The organism is Streptomyces sp. NPDC038200 (assembly GCF_055600785.1).
Map to the genome: position 1 here is coordinate 34,271 of NZ_JBVJYH010000003.1, position 19,568 is coordinate 53,838.

Consider the following 19,568-nt stretch of genomic DNA (forward strand, 5'->3'; position numbering starts at 1 on the left):
CCGCCGCGGCGGTGCGCGCGGCGGTCAGGCGCCCGGAAGGGGCGGGAGCGGCCGGTGCCCGCCGCCGGGGCGGCCGGGCTGCCGTTCCCACCGCCCTGGACGGCCGGGAGGCCGGTCCGGGGCGGCCGGAGCGGGCGGGCGGGGCCGGCCCGCGCAACGCTGCGCGGGTGGCCGCCGTACCGCCGGACGTGATCGGAGGTGCGGAAGTGCTACCAGGAGACCGGGAGGCTCTTCAGGCCGAAGACGGATCCGCGGGTGCGCAGCGGGATCTCCTCGGCCGGGGTGGCCGCCTTCAGGTCGGGGAAGGCCCGCAGCAGGGCGCGCAGGCCGGTACGGAGTTCCAGGCGGGCGAGGTTCTGGCCGACGCACTGGTGGATGCCGTGGCCGAACGCCAGGTGTCCGGCGGTGTCACGGTCGAGGTCCAGGTGCGCGGGGCAGCCGTACTTCGCGGGGTCGCGGTTGGCGGCCGGCAGGGACACCGTGACGGTCTCCCCCTTCTTCACCACCTGCCCGTCCAGTTCGACGTCCTCCAGCGCGGTCCGGAAGATCTCGTACTGGTTGACGGTGACATAGCGGAGGATCTCCTCCACCGCCGCGTCGATCCGGGACGGGTCGGCGTGCAGGGCGGCGAGCTGCTCGGGGTGGTGCAGCAGCGCCAGGACGCCGACACTGAGAGCGCTCTCGGTGGTCTCGTAGCCCGCGAACAGCAACAGGGCGACGATGTTGGCGAGTTCCTCGTCGGTCAGCTCGCCGGCGGCCAGGAGCCGGCTGATGATGTCGTCGCCGGGCTGCTTGCGCTTGCGCTCGATGGTCTCCCCGATGAGCGCGCCGACCTGCTGGTAGACCGCCATCGACTCCTCGGCGTCACCGTCCGGGTCGTGGGTGATGGCGGGCGCGTCGGCGTACCGCTCCTTCTCCTCGTACGGCAGGCCGACCAGGTCGGACAGGACCCGCAGGACGAGCGGCTTGGCGAAGGTGGTGAGCAGGTCGGCGGGCGCGCCGTGCTCGCGCATCACCTCGATCTGCTCGGCGGCCACCGACTCGACGTGCGGGGCGAGTTCGGCGATGCTCCGGACGGTGAACTCCCGCGCCAGCATGCGGCGGAACCGGGTGTGGTCCGGCGGGTCCATGTGGATGAACATGCCCGGCAGCGCCGGGAACTGCGGTACGGGAGCGCCGTACTTGGTGACCGGGAAGTGCCCGATCTCCAGGCTGTGGCTGAACCGGGGGTCGCTGAGGACCTCGCGGACGATCCGGTGGCTGGTGGCGATCCAGCCGATGTGGCCGTCCGGGTACGCCATTCTCGCCAGCGGGCGTTCCTCCCGGAGCTTGTCGAAGATCGCGGGAGGGTCGAAGTGATGGGTGCGCGACCAGACTTCTTCAAAGGAGAGCATCTCGCTCATGAAGCACCTTCCCCACAGTGTGTGCGAACGTACCTGCCCGCGAAAATGGTGGTGCCGAAGATCAGAGGGCCAGCTTCCGCAGGGTCTCCCGGGCGTCCGCGAGGGACTTCTCGCCCAGCGGCTTCAGCTGCGCCATGGCGGGCACGATGGCGGCGAAGGTCAGCTCCGCGTGCACGAACTTGAGGTTGTCGGCGAGGCCGATGGCGCTCAGCACGGCCCGCAGGTACGGCTCCTGGTGGTCCCAGCCCTCGCGCGGGGTGCCGGGGGCGTAGGAGCCGCCGCGGCCGGTGACGACGATGACGTTCTTGCCGCTCAGCGCGCCGGACTCGGCACCCGGGGGCAGCATGTGCGCCGGGGTGACCAGCCGGTCGATCCAGGCCTTGACGGACGACGGGATCGTGTAGTTGTACATCGGGATGCCGAGCACGATCGTCGTCGCCTCGCGGACCTCGGCGGTGAGCGCCTCGGTGAGCGCCTGCTCCTCGGGGGTGACACCGTGCAGGTCGCCGGTCGGGTCGAAGAGCCACTCCCGCACCTCGTGCGTGATGTGCGGGATCGGCTCGGCCCCGAGGTCGCGGTAGGTGTAACCGGCGTCGGCGTGGTGCTGCCGCCACTGGGTGGCGAACTCGGCGGTGAGCTGCCGTGTCACGGACTCGCCGGAGCGGATGCTCGCGTCGATGTGCAGAAGATGGGTCATGGCAGGACTCCTGGCAATCTGGTGAAGCTGATCCGACAACCCGCCCGGTCCCTTCCGGCCGGCACTCGCCGACGGGGCGGCACAACACGGTGAGGAGCGCTGTCCCCCTCGGTCGAGGCTACGGGTGGGGACCCCCGCGGCGGCATCCCTCAGGTTGGTAGGGCGGTGGTGGTGGGTGGTGGTGCGGGGCCGTCACCTGCGACGACGACCCCGCGGGCGGGTGGCTACACGGCCTGCCGGGCCATGGAGGGGCGGGCCAGGAAGCCGGGCTCGGTCTCGCCGGGGTAGTCGCCGCGCTCTTCCACCAGGATCCGGTTCCAGGAGCGGGCCAGTTCGACGCGGGAGGTCACGTCGAGCTTGCGGAAGATCTTCTTCAGGTGGAACGCGACCGTGTGCGGGGAGATGTACAGCTGGCTGCCGACCCGGCCGTTGGTGAGGCCCTGGCTGACCAGCTCGGCCACCGCGAACTCGGTGTCGGTGAGCCGGCTCACCCGGGTGCGGCCGCGGGCCGGCCGGCCACCGTGGTCGTCGAGTTCGCGGAGCCGGCTCTGCACCCGCGACAGGTCCCGGGACGATCCCGCGCCCAGGTAGGCGTCGGCCGCGCGCCGGAGCAGGTCGACCGCGCGATCACGCTCCGACTCGCGGGTGGAGCACATCCGGCTCGCGTCCTCCAGGGCGGACGCGCGGGCCCACGGGTCCAGGTGCCGGTCGGACGCGGCCTCCAGGGCGGCCACGTCGCGCTCGTACAGCCCCACGGCGTGCTCGGCCGCCGCCTGGACGCTGCGGAACCCGGGGTTCTCCAGGGCGAGCCGGCTCATCGTGCGCACCGTGCGCCCGGTGAGTTCCTCGTCGCCGAGCCGCTGTCCGGCGCGGACCAGCCAGGGGGCCGCCGCCGGCTGGGACACCAGCAGGTCGCGGGTGAGCACGTCGTCGTGGACGATGCCCTTCAGCAGGTGCGCCACGCTCTCCATGCCGTCGCGCGCCTCCAGCGCCTGCGCGGCGGCCCACACGCACTGGCCCGGCATGAGGTTCTCCTGCCCGAGCAGCGCCGCGTCCCGCAGCCGGTTGGCGTACAGCAGGCCGGTCGTCAGGTCCAGGGAGCGGACGGAGCACACGGCCAGGACCACGTGTCCTCGTGGGGGCAGTCCCCGGTTCCCGGCCTGGCCCGCCAGGCGGAGACCCGCTTCGGCCGCCGCCGTCGCCTCGGTGAGTCTGCCCCCGGCGAGATGGATCTCCGCCTCGCACAGCAGCAGCGCCGCCTGCACCTCGGGGCGCTGCGGTCCGTGCGCGGCGGACGCCTCGCCGATGAGGAGACGTTCGGCGGGCCTGAGGCCGCGGACGCGCGTCAGCAGCGTCGCGTACCAGATACGCGCCTCCAGCGCCGGACGGCCGGCCCGTTCCCCCTGGGTCGGTTCCGTCGCGGCGGCGGCTAACTCCATGCTTTTCCCGAGCCGCCCGTCGAGCCAGAACAGGGCGGATTGTGCGATGGAGCGGCCTGGTTCGGAGGAAGATTCCAGAAGAGTTTGCTCGGTGATGACTGAATATCGCGGGGGCACTACAACCTCTGACTCATAATCGGGTGGCGTTCTGAACTCGTGGGGGTGTCGCTCGAACCCGTCTGCCGTTTGTTCCGGATCATCGATACGCAGCACCTCGCCTCCCCTGTGGCGTACGTGATCCGGCCGCTTCCGGCCGGCGGGGGTGCCCTGCCCCCTGGTACGGCAGCCCGGGTCCCGGCCCGGTGGTGCCGAAAAGCCTCCTGCGTCGACCCGCGTGCGCCGCCCAGCGCGAATACGCACCTCACAGCTTGCGCGTCAGCGCTCGACGAGCCTCGCCCCGCGGACGAACGGTCTATGGGCCCCGTCTCGCCGAAACAGCCGCTGCCTGGCACAACCCGGCACGATGAAGGACATCAAGTAACCCCCCTGGCCTGTGACCCAGTTGTCCGTGTTGCCTACTCGTGTGGTGAACCGCAGTCGCGCACGAACGTCACAAGGCTGGCGAGAATTCACACCTCGCCACCTACTTCTCGATCCCTTCGCACAACCATACGTATTCATTCGGTGAAGTACCACGAATCGCTGTGACGCTCCCGTTAACGCTCCTCGACGACTCCCCGAGAGAACTTCGGGCCGCGGTCACCGTTCACCATTCCCCCACACAAGTCCCACCCCGGTACGCCCGGCAAGGCGGCTCGCCGCTCCGTGCGTCCCGGCAACTAGCCCTGCCCCTGCCGACGCCCTTGTGAACGTGACCAACACCACGGAGCCCCGGCGGAACGGACCGGGCGCGGGAACGTCGGGGTTCGGCCACCGTGGCCTGGAAGCCGCGCGTCAAGTCATCGGCCGGAAAGGGGTATTGACAACCGAGCGGCTCAGCGCACTCGGCCCGCCGCACGCCCGGCCAGCAGGTCCCGCAGCTCCCGGGCGTTGCGCCGGCTCACCGCGAGCACCCGGTCACCGATCCGGACGGTCAGATTCCCGCCGTCCAGGCGGAGTTCCTCGATCCGGCCGAGGGCGACCAGACGGCTGCGATGAATCCGTACGAAGCCGCGCGAGCGCCACTGCTCCTCCAGGGTGGACAGCGGGATCCGCACCAGATGGCTGCCCCGGCCGGTGTGCAGCCGCGCGTAGTCGCCCTGTGCCTCGACATGGGTGATGTCGGCGAGGGGCACGAAGCGGGTCACCCCGCCCAGCTCCACGGGCACCTGGTCGCCGATGGCGGGGGCCTCCGGCGCGGGCGTCGCGGGGCGGGGCCCCTGCCCGGCCCGCACCAGCTCGGCCACCCGTCGTACGGCCTCGGCGAAGCGCTCCTCGCGGAGCGGCTTGAGCAGGTAGTCCACGGCCTTGAGGTCGAAGGCGCGCACGGCGAAGTCCTCGTGGGCGGTGACGAAGACGACCAGCGGCGGAGCGGCGTGACCGGCCAGCTGCGCGGCCAGTTCGAGACCGCCGAGGCCGGGCATGTCGATGTCGAGGAAGACGACGTCGAAGCCCTCCGTGCCGTCCGGGCCCTGCGCCATGGCCCGGCGCAGCCGGCGCAGCGCCTCGGTGGCCCGCAGGGCGGTCACCACCGTGCCGACCCTCGGATCCTCCCCCAGCAGGTACCGCAGCTCGTCGAGCGCGGGTTCCTCGTCGTCCACGGCCAGGACGCGCAACGGCACGCCGGTCACCCTCATGTCGGGCAGCTCCTCTCGTCCTCGGCCGCTCTCCCATGGTGGTGGCGCGAGGCCGCCCCCGTCGAGATCGCGGACGCCGGTGTGTCCCGGCCGTGACCCGGTCATGCTCCCCCTGTCCGCGGAGCGACCGGCACGAGGAGGCCCGATGGCACACCCGAAGCCCGAGGAGTGGGACGCGCACTACGCGAGCGGCGGCCGGTTCCGGCCGCTGGGCGCCGCCGAGCGCCGGCTGCTCGCCGAGCACCTGCCCGCACCGGCCGGCGGGCGCTGTCTGGACGTCGGCTGCGGACTCGGCGAACTCGCCCGCCATCTGGCCGCGTCCGGGTACCGGGTGGACGCCGTCGACTGGTCCGCCGTGGCGCTCGCCGAGGCCCGGCGCTCCACCGGGACGGGGGTGACGTACCGGCGGCTGGACATCGAACGCGACAGCCTCGACACGTTCCCCCTCGCCGCCTACGACGTGATCACCTCCCGGCTGGGCTGGGCGTTCGTGCACGACCGCACCCGGGTGCTCGGCCGGCTGCGGGAGCGGCTGCGTCCCGGCGGTGCGCTCTGCGTGATCACGCCGGTCGCGGACGCCGTACCGGAGCGGAAGCGGGGTGTGGCGCTGGACGAGGAGGAGATCGGGCTGCTGTGCGCGGGCTGGGAGTCCGCCGAGCGCTACGACGCCGACGGGCTGGCCCTGCTGGTCCTGCGCGGCCCGGCCACCGTCCCGCTGGTCTGCGCCGGCAAGGGGCGGCCCGCCCCGCACGCCCTGACCGGCGCCGGTGTCGTCGTCACGGACCCGGCGGGGCGGGTGCTGCTGGGCTGGTCGGTGCGGGGCGTCTGGGAGCTGCCCGGCGGCAAGAACGAGGCGGGCGAGGACTTCGCCGCCGCGGCCGTGCGGGAACTGCGGGAGGAGACGTCCCTGCGGGCCGACCCCGCCGGCGCGCGGGTGCGGGCGATCCTGATGGACCACGTGGACGGCATCCCGCGGGTGACGGCAGCCGTCCAGGTCGGCGCGGTCACCGGCGAACCGGCCGTCACCGAGCCGCGGCTGATCCGCCGCTGGGAGTGGCACGAGGTCGCCGACCTGCCCCGCCTCGCCCAGCCGCTGTTCACGCCGAGCGCGCACGTGCTGGACTCGGTGTGGCCCGGCCTGCTGCCGGGCCTGCCGCCGGTGCACCGGTATCCGGTCGCCGAGGGTTGAGACCTCAGTCCGGCAGCACCAGCCGGGCCGTGTCCCCCGGCCCGACCGGCACCACCCGGTCCCCCAGGCGGATGTCGATGGGCGAGCGGCCGGAGGCCGGTACGGCGATCTCCAGCAGTCCGCTGCGCAGCCGGAGCCGGACGCCCCAGTGGCCGTGGTAGCGGAGGGTGAAGCCGTAGGAGGACAGTTCGGGCAGCGGGACCGGGTCGAGGCCCAGGGCGCCGCCGCGGGTCTCCAGACCGGTCAGCCCTCGCTGGACGAGGTCGAGGGTGCCGGCCATGGCGCCGAGGTGGATGCCCTCGCCGGTGGTGCCGCCCTGCAGGTCGGCGATGTCGCCGCGCAGCGCCTCCTGGACGAAGCTCCAGGCGTCGGCTCGGCGGGCACGGGCCAGGATCCAGCCGTGGACCAGTCCGCTGAGGGTGGAGCCGTGGCTGGTGCGGTGCAGATAGTGGTCCACGGTCGCGGACCAGGTGTGCTCGTCCAGCCGGTGCCCCAGCTGCCGCAGGAGCGCGCACAGTTCGGGCGGCGAGAAGAGATAGCCGAGCATCAGGACGTCGGCCTGCTTGGACGCCCTGTAGCGGTTGACGGTGTCGCCCTCGGCCTCCAGGATCCGGTCCAGGCGGCGGATGTCGTCGTACCGCTCGCGATAGCCGGCCCAGTCCAGCTCGGCGAGGTCGCCGTAGCCGTCGAACTGGCTGATCACCCCTTCGTGGAAGGGGATGTGCAGTCCGCGGGAGACCGCCTCCCAGCGGGCGGGCTCGTCCTCGGCGAGGCAGGCGTACTCGGCGAGTTCGCGGCGGCGCGGCTCGGGCAGGCCGCGCAGCAGCTCCAGGGTGCGGGTGAGCACCCAGGCGGCGGTGACGTTCGTGTACGCGTTGTCGTCCAGGCCCGGCCGGGCCGCGCCGGGGTAGGCGTCGTGGTACTCGTCGGGGCCGACCACGCCGCGGATCCGGTACCGGCCGAGGTGGTCGTCCCAGGCCGCCGAGTCCGCCCAGAAACGGGCGATCTGCAGGAGCATCTCGGCGCCCTCGCCGTGCCGGAAGCCGGTGTCGCCGGTCGCCTCGCAGTACTGCCAGACGTTGTACGCCACGGCCGAGCCGACGTGGTGCTGGAGCCGGGAGTGATCCGGGAGCCAGCGGCCGGAGCGCGGATTGAGGTGCAGCTGCTGGGTCTCCTCCCGGCCGTCGCTGCCGCTCTGCCAGGGGTAGAGCGCGCCCCGCCTGCCGAGTTCGCCGGCCGCGTGGCAGGCGGCGTCCAGCCGGCGGTGGCGGTAGTGCAGCAGGGCGCGGGAGACCTCGGGGAGGTGGAGGTTGAGGTAGGGCAGGACGAAGAGTTCGTCCCAGAAGACATGGCCCCGGTACGCCTCGCCGTGCAGTCCGCGCGCCGGCACGCCGACGTCCAGGTCGGCGGTGTGCGGCGAGAGGGTCTGCAGGACGTGGAACAGGTGGAGGCGCAGGATGCTGCCCGCCTCGCCGGGCACGTCGAGCGCGGTGCGCCGCCACAGCTGTTCCCAGGCCGCGCGGTGCGTCTCCAGCAGTTCCTCGAACCCGGGCGCGGCGCCGACCCGGTCCACGGCCGCGCGCAGCGGGTCGCTGATGGCCGGGTCGCGGGAGGTGTGCAGGGCCACGGTCTTGTCGACGGTGACGGTCGCCTGCGGCGGCAGGCGCAGCCGGAGCCGCTGCACGGCACGGTGGACCTCGTTCGCATGGGTGACCGGCGCCTCGGCGGTCAGCCGGCCGGCCAGCCCCAGCCGGATGTCGGAGGTACGGGTACGGCAGCGCAGCCAGACCGTGCCGGGGGCGGAGGTGCCGACGTGGACGTGGGTGAGGTGCCGGCCGTCCAGGTCCCGGTACCGGGTGACGCCGGCGTTGGTGACGCTCCCGTCGAGCGCGGCCTCCACCTCCAGGTCGAGGGGGTGGCCCTCGGCGGTGAACTCGGTGCGCAGGGCGGCGAGATGGGGGTCGGCCAGATGGACGAGACGCAGCTGCCGGACGAGGAGGGAGCCGTCGTCGAGTCCGTAGCGGGTGCGGCGCTCCAGCAGGCCGGGATCGAGGTGGAGCAGCTGGTGGTGCTCGGTGACGGGCGCGCTGTCCGGACCGAGCCAGCCGCCGCCCGCGGTCCGGAAGCGCAGCGGCAGCCAGTTGGGCAGGTTGACCATGTCCTCGTTCTCGACCCGGCGCCCGGCGACCTCGGAGGTGAGCCGGTTGTAGCAGCCGGCCGCGTAGGTGCCCGGGTAGTGGACGTCGTCCGCGATGCACTCGGGCAGCGCCCCGCGCGTGGCGAAGTAGCCGTTGCCGAGGGTGCACAGGGACTCCCGCAGGCGTTCCTCGGCGGGCCGGTAACCGTCGTACTCCCAGGTGGGCCCGGTCACCGTCACCCCCTGTACGGCGGCGCGGCGAGGATCCGGTCGGGGGTGAGGGGGAGTTCGCGGAAGCGGATGCCGGTGGCGTGGTGGACGGCGTTGCCGATCGCGGCGGCGGTACCGACGATGCCGATCTCCCCGATGCCCTTGCTGCCCATGGGGTTGAGGTGGGTGTCGTGCTCGTCGATCCAGTGGGCCTCGATGTCCGGGACGTCGGCGTGGACGGGCACGTGGTAGGAGGCGAGGTCGGCTTCGGGGAAGTCGCCGAACGCGGCGTCCAGGGTGCTGTGTTCGGTGAGGGCCATGCCGAGCCCCATGACCATGGCGCCGGTGAACTGGGAGCGTGCGGTGCGGGCGTTGAGGATCCGGCCGGCGGCGAAGACGCCGAGCAGCCGGCGGACCCGGATCTCGCCGGTGACGGTGTCGACGGCGACCTCGGCGAAGTGCGCGCCGAACGCGTGCCGCGCGTAGGGGCTGTCGGCGTCGGCCTCGCCGGTGGTGTCCGCGAGGACCGTCGGGCCCTCCTCGGGGTGGGCGGCGAGCCGGGCGCACGCCTCGTGCACGGCCCAGCCCCAGGAGGCGGTGCCGGAGGAGCCCCCGGCCAGCGGGGCCGGGGGCAGGTCGCTGTGGCCGACCTCGGTGCGCACCCGGTCCAGGGGCACGCCGAGGGCGTCCGCGGCGATCTGGGCGAGGACGGTACGGGCTCCGGTGCCGATGTCGGCCGCGTTGACCCGGACGACGAAGGTGCCGTCGGGCCGGGCCTCGGCGCTGGCGGTGGAGGGGGCGACCTGGACCGGGTAGGTGGCGGCGGCCACGCCGGTGCCGAGGAGCAGCGGGCCCTCGCGGCGCACGCCGGGGCGCGGGTCGCGGCCGTCCCAGCCGAAGCGGCGGGCGCCCTCGCGCAGGCATTCCACGACGTGCCGGCTGCTGAACGGCTTGCCGCCGGCCGGCTCGGCCCGCGGTTCGTTGCGCACGCGCAGCTCGACCGGGTCCATGCCGAGCGCGTCGGCGAGTTCGTCCAGGGCGGACTCCAGGGCGTACATGCCGGGTGCCTCGCCGGGGGCGCGCATCCAGGACGGGGTGGGCACGTCCAGCGGCACCACGCGGTGGGTGCTGAGCAGGCTGGGGGTGGCGTACATGACGCGGGAGACCGCGCCGGCGTGTTCCACGAACTCCTTCACCCGGGAGGTCTGGGTGGTCACCTCGTGCAGCAGGGCGGTGAGCCGGCCGTCCGGGTGCGCGCCGAGCCGCAGCCGCTGCACGGTGGGGGCGCGGTGGCCGACCACGGTGGGCAGGTACCGGCGGGGGTAGGCCAGGGTGACGGGCCGGCCGGTGTGCCGGGCGGCGAGCGCGGCGAGGACGACGTCGGGGCGGGGGGTGCCCTTGGCGCCGAAGCCGCCGCCGACGTGCTCGGCGACGACGGTGATCCGCTCCTCGGGCAGCCGGAACATTCCGGCGAGCACGGACCGCACGGTGGTGCCGCCCTGGCTGGAGGTGTAGACGGTGAGCCGGTCCCCGTCCCAGTGGGCGGTGGTCGCGTGCGGCTCCATGGGGTGATTGTGCAGCGGCGGCACCCGGTAGGTGACGTCGAGGCGGACCTCGGCCGCGGCGAAGGCGGCCTTCGGGTCGCCGAGCTCGACCCGGCCCGGCTGGCCGTTCACGTCCTCCGGCTCGTAGGCGTCCGGGTGGCCCTCGGCGGGGCCGGTGTCGTGGGGCTTGGTGTCGTAGGCGACCCGGACGGCCCGGGCGGCGGCGCGGGCGGTCTCCAGGGTCTCGGCGACGACCAGGGCGACGCACCAGCCCCGGTGGGGCACGTCCGGGCTCCGGAGCACGGCGAGCGTGCCGTCCTCGGGGGCGGCCAGTCCGGCGGCGTCCGAGGGGGTGAGGACGGCGAGGACGCCGGGCAGGGCGAGCGCGGCCGAGGTGTCGACGCCGGTGACGCGGCCGCGCGCGACCGCGGCGGGCACGGGCCAGGCGTGGACGCGGCCGGGCAGGTCGTACTCGGCGGCGTACCGGGCGGCGCCGGTGACTTTCTGGCGCCCTTCACGGCGTTCGGCGGGGGCGCCCAGGGCAGCGCCGGTCGTGCCGGTCATGGGGTCCTCCTGTGACGGCTCAGGCCGTTGCGGGTGCCGGGGCGAGACGGTTCAGGACGTCCAGGGCGAGATTGCGGGCGAGGGGCACCTTGTAGGCGTTGTCCCGCAACGGCTCGGCGTGGGTGAGTTCCAGTGCCACGGCCCCTTCGAAGGCGGCGGGGGTGGCGGGGGCGCCCAGCAGGGCCAGCTCGGTGTGCCGGGCCCGCCAGGGACGGTGGGCGAGGCCGCCGTAGGCGACGCCCACCCGGTCGACGGTTCCGTCCACGACCCGCAGGACCACGGCGACGGAGGCGAGGGCGAAGGCGTACGAGGCCCGGTCCCGGGCCTTGCGGTAGGCGGAGGGGACACCGGCCGTGGCGGCCGGGAGCAGCACGCCGGTGACGAGTTCGCCGGGGCGGATCCAGGTGTCCCGCTCGGGGTGCTCGCCGGGCAGCCGGTGGAAGTCGGCGACCGCGAGGCGCCGGGTGCCGTCGGGGCCGTACAGCTCGACGTGGGCGTCCAGGGCGGCGAGGGCGACGGCCATGTCGGAGGGATGGGTGGCGATGCACTGGTCGGAGTGGCCGAGGACGGCGTGATCGCGGTGGACGCCGTCGCGGGCGCCGCAGCCGCTGCCGGGCACTCGTTTGTTGCAGGGTTTGTCCAGGTCCTGGAAGTAGGCGCAACGGGTGCGCTGGAGCAGGTTGCCGCCGGTGGTGGCGGCGTTGCGGAGCTGGGCGGAGGCGCCCGAGAGGAGCGCCTGGGAGAGGGCCGGGTAGCGGTCGCGGACGCGTGGGTCGGCGGCGAGGTCGCTGTTGCGGACGGTGGCGCCGACGCGCAGGGAGCCGTCGGACAGCTCCTGGACGGTGTCGAGCGGCAGCCGCCCGATGTCGATGAGCGTGCCGGGCCGCTCCACGCCGAGTTTCAGCAGGTCGACCAGGTTGGTGCCACCGGCCAGGTAGCGGGCGCCGGGGTGGGCGGCGTACGCCTCGACGGCCTCCTCGACGCTGCCGGGCCTGAGGTATCCGAAGCCGTTCACGGGATCACGTCCTCGATCGCCTCGACGATGCGGGGGTAGGCGCCGCAGCGGCACAGGTTGCCGCTCATGCGCTCGCGGATCTCCGTCCGGTCCAGCGGGACGGGCCGGCCGGAGGGGGCCGCGGGATCGGTGACGTGGGAGGGGTGGCCGGCCGCGGCCTCGGCGAGCATGCCCACGGCGGAGCAGAGCTGGCCGGGGGTGCAGTAGCCGCACTGGAAGGCGTCACGGTCCAGGAAGGCCCGCTGGAGGGGGTGCGGCTCCTCGCCGTCGCCGCCCAGGCCCTCGACGGTGGTGATCTCGCTGCCGTCGAGGGCGACCGCGAGCAGCAGACAGCTGTTCAGGCGGCGGCCGTCGACCAGCACGGTGCAGGCACCGCACTGGCCGTGGTCGCAGCCCTTCTTGGACCCGGTGAGGTCCAGCTCCTCACGGAGCAGGTCGAGCAGGACGCGCCGGTGGTCGACGCGCAGGGTGTGGGGTTTGCCGTTGACCCGGAGGGTGACCTCGGAGTGCTGGCCGGGCCTGGGTGCGCTGGTCATGGCGGGGCTGACCTTCCGGACGGACGGGGCTGCCGTCCCCTCCGCGTATCCAGGTCAGACCGGCTCACACGTCCGCGGGCCCTCCGTTCGGATCACGGGTAGTTCTTCAGGTCGGCCACGTTGCTGCCGGCGTTGGACGGTCCTCCGGTGTTGTTGACGACGTGGCTGATGGTGCCGGTGCCGCCGAGGGAGACGGTCACCATGCTGGTGAAGCGCACATTGGGGTTGTTCGGCGCCTCGATGGCGTGCGCCGCGACCACGCTCGGGTTGACGTTGAAGTAGCAGTAGCTGCCGAGACCGTACGCCTGGTGGCTGGTGACGGAGTCGGCGACCTTGTAGGCGGCGTAGCCCTGGGTGGAGCCGTTCGTCCAGGCCGACTGGTTCGGCGGGTCGTACGGCATCTCGTTCTGGTAGAAGTACGTCCGGCCGCCGTTGCCGTTCCATATGGTCTGGTACTTCTGGTAGTGCTCGACGAACAGGCCGTACATGGTCACGTCGTCGCCGTTGACGATCAGCCCGGTGTCCGCGGTGTTGCTGGTCCAGCCGACGCCGCTGCCGTGGTCGGCGCGCCAGATCCACATGTGGTCGCCGATGACGTCGTCGCTGTTGACGACGAGGCTGGTGGCCGCCTTGCCGACACCGGCGCCGCCGACGCGGAAGTACACGTCGTGCAGGGAGGTCGGGTCGGCCGCGTGGGAGGCTGTGGAGCCAGCCGGCCCGACCTCGACCAGGGTCTTCGAGCTGGTGGTGCCGGCGTCGAAGAGCAGGCCCGCGATCTTGACGCCGTCGACGTCGGCGACGGACATCGCGGTGATGCCGTTGTCCGGGACGAAGGTGGCGAGGCCGAGGCCGAGGACGACGGTGTCCGGGCGGGTCACCTTCAGGGTCTGGTCGAGGTGGTAGACACCCGGGGTGACGAGCAGGTTCTGTCCGGCGGCGAGGGCCGCGTTGATCTGTGCGGCGGTGGCGCCGGGCTTGACGACGTAGAACTGGCTCAGTGGCAGCGAGGCGCCGGCCGGGCTGCCGCTCGCCCAGCTGGTGCCCGTGGAGTCGGTGCGGGTGGACGGCACGAACACCTGGTACTTCCCGGCGCCGTCGACGTACAGGAACGGCTTCTCGCGGGTGACCGGGCTCTGCGCGACGGTGGTGTGCGGCGGGTTGGGGAAGGTGGTGCCCGGGACGCCCTGGCTGCCGACGAAGACCATGTTCCAGTTCGCGCCGGCCCAGCTGCCCAGCTGGGAGTTGCGGGTCAGCCACTGCTGCTGGCTGCCCGAGTTCACCTGCCCGTCGATCTTGCTGTCGGCGAGGTAGCCGCCGGAGGACCAGCCGCCGTCGTCGAGGGCGAGGTTGCCGCGCAGGTGCATGCGCCGGTATGCCGCCGCCTGCGAGACCGCCCAGCGGTCGCCGCCGTTCTTCGGGGTGACGGACAGGTTCTCGGCGCCGCGCCAGAAGTTCTGGGTGGCGTTGCCCTGGAACCAGTCGGCCTCCGCGTGCACCGCTCCGTTGACGTTGACGGCGTCCGGGGTCAGGCCGAGGCCGAGGACCTGGGTGTAGAAGCCGACGTTGACGTCGGCGCTGTAGGTGCCGGGCTTGAACAGCACGGCGTAGCGCTGGGAGCCGAACTGGTTGGTCTCCTGCTGCTTGAAGATCGAGTCCAGCCTGCTCTGGATGGTGGCGGAGGACATCGACGGGTCGAACAGGAGCACGTTCGGGCCGAGGTCGGGGTCGTCGGAGTTCTGGGACACGGGGGTCACCTGGAAGCGCTGGGCGGCGGTGCCGTTACAGGTGTACTGGACGAACTGCACGCCGTCGGCGGTGGATGCGGCGGGGTCGTCCAGGCACTTGCCGCTGTTGCGGTTGACGAAGTGGAAGGCGCCGCCGCCCTCGTCCACGGGCAGCCACTGCTGGTTGGCGCCGCCGCCGTAGCTCCACAGGTGGACAACGGCGTTGTCGGCGGTGGAGACGTCGGAGACGTCGACGACCTGGTTGGTGTCGTTGCGGTTGCCGATCCGCACGTAGCCGTCGCTCGTAGCGGTGAGACTCCACTGCTGGGCGGTGGTGCCGTTGCAGGTGTACTGCTGCACGGCGGTGCCGTTCGCGGTGCCGGCCGCCTTGGCGTCCAGGCACTTGCCGCTCGCGGCGTTCACGACGGTCGCGAAACCGGTGGGCAGGGCGGCGGACGCCGCGTGGGCGGCGGGCGCGGGGGCCGCCGTGAGCAGGGCGGCGGCAAGGGACAGGGCGGCGAGGGAGCCCGCCGCGGGGAGGGGTCTGGCCATGTATGCGGGTGGCCTTTCACGTGGGGGGTGGGCGCGGGCCCCACGGCTCCGGGGCCAAGGGCCGTTGCGGACTGCGAGGCTTTGTTTAAGGCGTGAAGCTAAAGGTCCGGACCACTGGCGTCAAGAGGCTGGCGCGGGAAACGGGGCGAGAGGGCGGACGCCCGCGGATGCCGCACGCCCGGGGACGCCGGACACCCGCGGATGCCGGACACCCACGGATGCCCCATACCCGCGGATGCCGGATGCCGGATGCCGGGCGCCCCCGAGCGGCCCTCACCCCGCCGTCGGTACCCCGGCCTGCGCCGGCCCGTGTGCCGTGTCGGCCCGCTGGGTGAACTGCGTGCGGTGCAGCTCGGCGTACCGGCCGGCCGCCGCCAGCAGTTCCTCGTGGGTGCCCCGCTCCACGATGCGGCCGGATTCCACGACCAGGATCTGGTCGGCGGCGCGGACCGTGGACAGGCGGTGGGCGATGACCACGGCGGTGCGGCCCTCCAGGGCCTCGGCGAGCGCCTCCTGGACGGCGGCCTCGGAGGTGTTGTCCAGATGGGCGGTGGCCTCGTCCAGGATGACCACCCGCTGGCGGGCCAGCAGCAGCCGGGCGATGGTCATGCGCTGGCGCTCCCCGCCGGACAGCCGGTAGCCGCGCTCGCCGACGACCGTGTCCAGACCGTCGGGCAGGGACCGCACGACGTCGCCGAGCCGGGCGCGGCCGAGCACGTCCCACAGCTCGTCCTCGGTGGCGCCGGGCCGGGCCAGCAGCAGATTGGCGCGGACCGTGTCGTGGAAGAGATGGCCGTCCTGGGTGACCATGCCGAGCGTGGCCCGCAGGGACGCGGCGGTCAGGTCCCGGACGTCGACCCCGCCGATCCGGACCGCGCCCGAGTCGACGTCGTACAGGCGCGGCAGCAGCTGGGCGATGGTCGACTTGCCCGCGCCGGAGGAACCGACCAGGGCGACGGTCTCGCCGGGGCCGGCGCGGAAGGAGATGCCGTGCAGGACCTCGGAGCCGCCCCGGTTGTCGAGCGCGGCGACCTCCTCCAGCGAGGCGAGGGAGACCTGGTCGGCGGCGGGGTAGGCGAAGCGGACGTCCTCGAACTCGACGGCCACCGGGCCCTCGGGGACCTCCCGGGCGTCCGGCTTCTCCTCGATGAGCGGCTTCAGGTCCAGCACCTCGAAGACCCGCTCGAAGCTGACGATCGCGCTCATCACCTCGACCCGCGCCCCGGCGAGCGTGGTCAGCGGGGCGTACAGCCGGGTCAGCAGCAGGGCCAGGGAGACCACCGCGCCGGGCTCCAGGGTGCCGCGCAGCGCGAACCAGCCGCCCAGGCCGTAGACGAGGGCCAGGGCGAGGGCGGAGACGAGGGTGAGGGAGGTGATGAAGACGGACTGGGCCGTGGCGGTGCGCACGCCGATGTCGCGGACCTGGGCGGCCCGGGACGCGAACTCCGCCGATTCCTCCTCCGGCCGGCCGAACAGCTTGACCAGGGTGGCGCCGGGCGCGGAGAACCGCTCGGTCATCCGGGTGCCCATGGCCGCGTTCAGCGCCGCCGCCTCCCGCTGCATCCGGGCCATCCGGCTGCCCATCCGGCGGGCGGGCAGCACGAACACCGGCAGCAGCACCAGCGCGAGCAGGGTGATCTGCCAGGACAGGGTCAGCATCACCGCGAGCGTGAGCACCAGGGTGACCAGGTTGCTGACGACGCCGGAGAGGGTGTTGGCGAAGGCCCGCTGGGCGCCGATCACGTCGTTGTTGAGACGGCTGACGAGCGCGCCCGTACGCGTACGTGTGAAGAACGCGACAGGCATGCGCTGCACATGATCGAACACAGCCGTTCTGAGGTCGAGGATGAGTCCCTCCCCGAGCGTCGACGACAGGCGCCGGCCGACGATGCCGAGCCCCGCCTCCGCGAGCGCCACCAGCGCGATGAGCAGGGAGAGCCGGACGACCGTGCCGGAGTCGTGCCCCGCCACGATCGCGTCGACGACGCGGCCGGCGAGCACGGGGGTCGCGACGGCGAGCAGCGCGGTCACCACCCCGAGCAGCACGAACCGGACGATGCCGGCGCGGTGCGGGCGGGCGAAGGCGGCGATGCGGCGCAGCGTGGCGCGGGCGAAGGGGCGGCGGTCGGACTGCGCGTTCATGACGCTGTGCAGCTGCGTCCAGGCGGTGGTTTCCATGCTCATGCTGAAGAACGTAGAACCTCGAGGTTCGTTGAGGTCAAGGTCCGAGCTTTTTCACCCGCGCCGGCGTCCCGCCGCCCGAAGGTCCCGATGACCCCACGCCGTAAGCCGCCGTCCGTGATTCCGCCACCCGCCGTTGGGACGGTGCGGAGAGCCTGTGCCGATGTGACTGCCGTCCCCCTCCCCCCGCTCCCGCGGGGACGCCTCCCGCGACGACTCCCCCGCCGCGTCCCCGTCCGCCAGGTGCTGTGCCTGGTCCCGCTCGTGCTCGTCGCCGTGGCCGCCGTACGGCACCGCTCGGTCCTCGCCGACGGCTTCGGCCAGCTGCGCACCGCCTCCTGGCCGTGGCTGGTCGCGGCGGCCGGGGCCACCTGTCTGACCTGGGTGGCCGCCGCCTTCACCCGGCAGGGCGCGGTGCTGCAGCCGCTGCCCAAGGGGCGGCTGCTGGCCACCCAGTTCGCGGCGGGGGCGGCGAACCATCTGCTGCCGACCGGGCTCGGCGCGGGCGCCGTGAACCTGCGCTTCATGACCGTGTGCGGGGTGCCGCCGGCCCGTTCCACGGCCGCGCTCGCCCTGTATCTGCTGGCGGAGTGCGTGGGCCGGCTCGGGCTGCTGGCCGCGCTGCTGCTCGCCTTCCCGGACACGCTGCGGCTCGGTGCCCTGCTGCCCGACGGCTCGGCGCTCCCGCTGCTGCTGGGCGCCGCCGGGCTGCTGCTCGTCGTGGGGGCCGTGGCGGCGCTCGTACGGCCGCTGCGCACCCGGGTGGCCGCCTTCGTGCGGGATGCCCTGGGCGAGGCGCGGTCGGTGCACGCGCGGCCGGCCCGGGCCCTGGCGCTGTGGGGCGGCTCGCTGGCCTTCCCCGCGCTCCAGGCGGCCGGGCTGGCGGCGGTCGGGCAGGCGCTGCGGCTGCCGGTGCCGGCCGCGCACATGGCGCTGGCCTACCTCGCCGCGACGGTCGCGGTGGCCGTGGTCCCCACGCCGGGCGGACTCGGCTCCGTGGAGGCGGCGCTGATCGTGGCGCTGATCGCGGTGGGCGGTCCGGCGGCGGTGGCCACGGCCGTGGTGCTGGCCTACCGGGTCATCACCGTGTGGGTGCCGCTGGTGCCGGGGGCGCTGACGCTGGGAGCGCTGCTGCGGCTGAAGGTCATCTGACGCTCACCGCGGCCTCGTCCGGGGCGGGCCGGAGGGTTCTGCGGTAGGCCCGGGGGGTCACTCCGAGGGCCGCGTGCAGATGCTGGCGCAGGGAGACTCCGGTGCCGAATCCGGCGCGCTCCGCGACCACGTCGACGGGCCAGTCGGTGGTTTCGAGCAGATGCCGGGCGAGGTCGACGCGCTGCCGGACGAGCCACCGGCCGGGGCTGGTGCCGGTCTCCGGGTCGTCCGGGTGCCCCGGCCCGTGCCCGGCCGGGGCGAGATCCTGGTGCGGGTGCATGGGGCGGGAGTGAACCCGGCGGACCGGAAGACCCGTCGGCGGGGCGGCTTCGGCGGCACGCCGCCCTTCCGGCCCGGCTTCGACGTCGTCGGGGTGGTCGAGCCCGACCACACGGGGCTGCGGGAGATCGCCTCCCTGGTCGAGGACGGGCGCCTACGGGTGATCGCCGACCGCGTCTTCCCTCTCGAAGAGGCCGCCGCCGCCCACACCCTGGGCGAGACGAACCGCACCACCGGCAAGATCGTCCTCTCGGTCCTCCCCCGACCGGCCCGCCACTGGGAAGCTACCGGCACGTCACTGTCCCGGCCCGAGTCGAGGGCCCGCAGCAGGAGGTTGCCGTATGCCGGTGCGGATCGAGCGTCAGGAGTACGTCACCACGGTCGTCCTCTCCCGGCCGGAGGCACGCAACGCGGTCGACGGTCCCACGGCGGCCGGACTCGCGGCCGCCTTCCGGGCGTTCGAGGCGGACGACGACGCCCGCGTGGCGGTCCTGTGGGGCGAGGGAGGCACCTTCTGCGCGGGCGCGGATCTCAAGGCGATCGGCACGGAGCGCGGCAACCGGGTGGCGGAGGACGGCGACGGGCCGATGGGGCCCACCCGGATGCGGCTGTCCAAGCCGGTGATCGCGGCGGTGGCCGGGCACGCGGTCGCGGGCGGCCTGGAACTCGCCCTCTGGTGCGATCTGCGGGTCGCGGAGGAGGACGCGGTGTTCGGGGTGTTCTGCCGCCGCTGGGGCGTGCCGCTGATCGACGGCGGCACGGTCCGGCTGCCCCGGCTGATCGGCACCGGCCGTGCCCTGGACATGGTCCTCACCGGCCGCGCGGTGCCGGCCCGCGAGGCACACGCGATGGGGCTCGCCGACCGGGTGGTGCCGGCCGGCACCGCCCGCGCCGAGGCGGAGGCGCTCGCGGCGGCCATCGCCCGTTTCCCGCAGGGCTGCCTGCGCAGCGACCGGGCGTCGGTCCTGGACCAGGAGGGGCTGGACGAGGAGACGGCGCTGCGCGGCGAACTCCGGTACGGCAGGGGGGTGCTGGCCGAGAGCAGGGCGGGCGCCGCCCGGTTCACCGCCGGATCGGGACGGCACGGCTCCTTCACGGACCTGTGAACCGCACGCGTCCACGGACCACCGCGTCAGACGCGTTCACGGACCGCCACACCCCACCCGTGCACGAACCGCCACACCGCACCCGTGCACGAACCGCCACGTCT

13 protein-coding genes and 2 pseudogenes are annotated in these 19,568 nt (G+C 73.6%); 4 read left to right on the forward strand and 11 right to left on the reverse strand.

Annotated elements, in window-relative coordinates:
• Positions 1-209 precede the first annotated feature (209 nt).
• The 4 genes from ACZ7KF_RS07540 to ACZ7KF_RS07555 all read right to left on the reverse strand — a co-directional run bounded on the left by ACZ7KF_RS07540 (position 210) and on the right by ACZ7KF_RS07555 (position 5,275).
• A complete protein-coding gene (locus tag ACZ7KF_RS07540; protein ID WP_471070050.1) occupies positions 210-1,403 on the reverse strand; it encodes a cytochrome P450 in 1,194 nt (397 codons plus the stop codon).
• Between the two features lie 61 nt (positions 1,404-1,464).
• Positions 1,465-2,100, reverse strand: coding sequence for an FMN-dependent NADH-azoreductase (locus tag ACZ7KF_RS07545; RefSeq protein ID WP_471070052.1), 636 nt, complete (start codon positions 2,098-2,100; stop codon positions 1,465-1,467).
• A 224-nt stretch (positions 2,101-2,324) separates the two neighbouring features.
• Positions 2,325-3,539, reverse strand: a complete 1,215-nt coding sequence (locus tag ACZ7KF_RS07550; protein WP_471070053.1) for a helix-turn-helix transcriptional regulator — start codon at positions 3,537-3,539, stop codon at positions 2,325-2,327.
• Positions 3,540-4,474: 935 nt separating this feature from the next.
• The gene (locus ACZ7KF_RS07555) at positions 4,475-5,275 is read right to left on the reverse strand and encodes a LytR/AlgR family response regulator transcription factor (RefSeq protein ID WP_471070055.1); all 801 of its coding nucleotides are present in this window, start codon (positions 5,273-5,275) and stop codon (positions 4,475-4,477) included.
• Positions 5,276-5,420: 145 nt separating this feature from the next.
• Between ACZ7KF_RS07555 and ACZ7KF_RS07560 the strand changes: the two genes are divergently transcribed.
• Positions 5,421-6,464, forward strand: coding sequence for a bifunctional class I SAM-dependent methyltransferase/NUDIX hydrolase (locus ACZ7KF_RS07560; protein ID WP_471070057.1), 1,044 nt, complete (start codon positions 5,421-5,423; stop codon positions 6,462-6,464).
• A gap of 4 nt (positions 6,465-6,468) precedes the next feature.
• Here ACZ7KF_RS07560 and ACZ7KF_RS07565 read toward each other — a convergent pair whose 3' ends face one another.
• The 6 genes from ACZ7KF_RS07565 to ACZ7KF_RS07590 all read right to left on the reverse strand — a co-directional run bounded on the left by ACZ7KF_RS07565 (position 6,469) and on the right by ACZ7KF_RS07590 (position 16,930).
• Complete coding sequence (locus tag ACZ7KF_RS07565; RefSeq protein ID WP_471070059.1) at positions 6,469-8,841, reverse strand: glycoside hydrolase family 65 protein; 2,373 nt, start codon at positions 8,839-8,841, stop codon at positions 6,469-6,471.
• On the reverse strand, positions 8,838-10,919 hold the full coding sequence (locus tag ACZ7KF_RS07570; protein ID WP_471070061.1) for a xanthine dehydrogenase family protein molybdopterin-binding subunit: 2,082 nt from the start codon (positions 10,917-10,919) through the stop codon (positions 8,838-8,840). The genes ACZ7KF_RS07565 and ACZ7KF_RS07570 overlap by 4 nt, the downstream gene beginning before the upstream one ends.
• A gap of 19 nt (positions 10,920-10,938) precedes the next feature.
• Positions 10,939-11,934 (reverse strand): FAD binding domain-containing protein, encoded by a 996-nt coding sequence (locus ACZ7KF_RS07575; protein ID WP_471070063.1) that lies wholly within the window; start codon positions 11,932-11,934, stop codon positions 10,939-10,941.
• Positions 11,931-12,470, reverse strand: a complete 540-nt coding sequence (locus tag ACZ7KF_RS07580; protein ID WP_471070065.1) for a 2Fe-2S iron-sulfur cluster-binding protein — start codon at positions 12,468-12,470, stop codon at positions 11,931-11,933. Before ACZ7KF_RS07580 ends, ACZ7KF_RS07575 begins: the two co-directional genes overlap by 4 nt.
• A gap of 92 nt (positions 12,471-12,562) precedes the next feature.
• Positions 12,563-14,746 (reverse strand): RICIN domain-containing protein, encoded by a 2,184-nt coding sequence (locus tag ACZ7KF_RS07585; protein WP_471070067.1) that lies wholly within the window; start codon positions 14,744-14,746, stop codon positions 12,563-12,565.
• 273 nt (positions 14,747-15,019) lie between these two features.
• Positions 15,020-16,930: an ABC transporter ATP-binding protein gene (locus tag ACZ7KF_RS07590; RefSeq protein WP_471070069.1), complete on the reverse strand. Its 1,911-nt coding sequence runs from the start codon at positions 16,928-16,930 to the stop codon at positions 15,020-15,022.
• A 162-nt stretch (positions 16,931-17,092) separates the two neighbouring features.
• Here ACZ7KF_RS07590 and ACZ7KF_RS07595 point away from each other — a divergent pair, with 162 nt between their 5' ends.
• Positions 17,093-18,079 carry a lysylphosphatidylglycerol synthase transmembrane domain-containing protein gene (locus tag ACZ7KF_RS07595; RefSeq protein WP_471070071.1) on the forward strand — a complete coding sequence of 329 codons (987 nt, stop codon included), beginning with the start codon at positions 17,093-17,095 and terminating at the stop codon, positions 18,077-18,079.
• On the opposite strand, the pseudogene ACZ7KF_RS07600 reads toward ACZ7KF_RS07595, so the two are convergent.
• Positions 18,072-18,299: pseudogene (locus ACZ7KF_RS07600) on the reverse strand (helix-turn-helix domain-containing protein); the annotation flags it as partial. The gene ACZ7KF_RS07595 and the pseudogene ACZ7KF_RS07600 sit on opposite strands and share 8 nt — an antisense overlap.
• On the opposite strand from ACZ7KF_RS07600, the pseudogene ACZ7KF_RS07605 reads away from it, so the two are divergent.
• Positions 18,240-18,596, forward strand: a pseudogene (locus tag ACZ7KF_RS07605) (zinc-binding dehydrogenase); the annotation flags it as partial. The pseudogenes ACZ7KF_RS07600 and ACZ7KF_RS07605 overlap by 60 nt on opposite strands.
• A gap of 103 nt (positions 18,597-18,699) precedes the next feature.
• Entirely contained in the window at positions 18,700-19,464 is a 765-nt protein-coding gene (locus tag ACZ7KF_RS07610) for a crotonase/enoyl-CoA hydratase family protein (protein WP_471070073.1), read from the forward strand.
• Positions 19,465-19,568: the final 104 nt, after the last annotated feature.

Coding starts and splice junctions, on each gene's coding strand:
- ACZ7KF_RS07545 (WP_471070052.1), bottom strand. CDS start 2,100: ATGACCCATCTTCTGCACATCGACGCGAGCATCCGCTCCGGCGAGTCC.
- ACZ7KF_RS07580 (WP_471070065.1), bottom strand. CDS start 12,470: ATGACCAGCGCACCCAGGCCCGGCCAGCACTCCGAGGTCACCCTCCGG.
- ACZ7KF_RS07540 (WP_471070050.1), bottom strand. CDS start 1,403: ATGAGCGAGATGCTCTCCTTTGAAGAAGTCTGGTCGCGCACCCATCAC.
- ACZ7KF_RS07550 (WP_471070053.1), bottom strand. CDS start 3,539: ATGGAGTTAGCCGCCGCCGCGACGGAACCGACCCAGGGGGAACGGGCC.
- ACZ7KF_RS07590 (WP_471070069.1), bottom strand. CDS start 16,930: ATGAGCATGGAAACCACCGCCTGGACGCAGCTGCACAGCGTCATGAAC.
- ACZ7KF_RS07570 (WP_471070061.1), bottom strand. CDS start 10,919: ATGACCGGCACGACCGGCGCTGCCCTGGGCGCCCCCGCCGAACGCCGT.
- ACZ7KF_RS07555 (WP_471070055.1), bottom strand. CDS start 5,275: ATGAGGGTGACCGGCGTGCCGTTGCGCGTCCTGGCCGTGGACGACGAG.
- ACZ7KF_RS07560 (WP_471070057.1), top strand. CDS start 5,421: ATGGCACACCCGAAGCCCGAGGAGTGGGACGCGCACTACGCGAGCGGC.
- ACZ7KF_RS07585 (WP_471070067.1), bottom strand. CDS start 14,746: ATGGCCAGACCCCTCCCCGCGGCGGGCTCCCTCGCCGCCCTGTCCCTT.
- ACZ7KF_RS07610 (WP_471070073.1), top strand. CDS start 18,700: ATGCCGGTGCGGATCGAGCGTCAGGAGTACGTCACCACGGTCGTCCTC.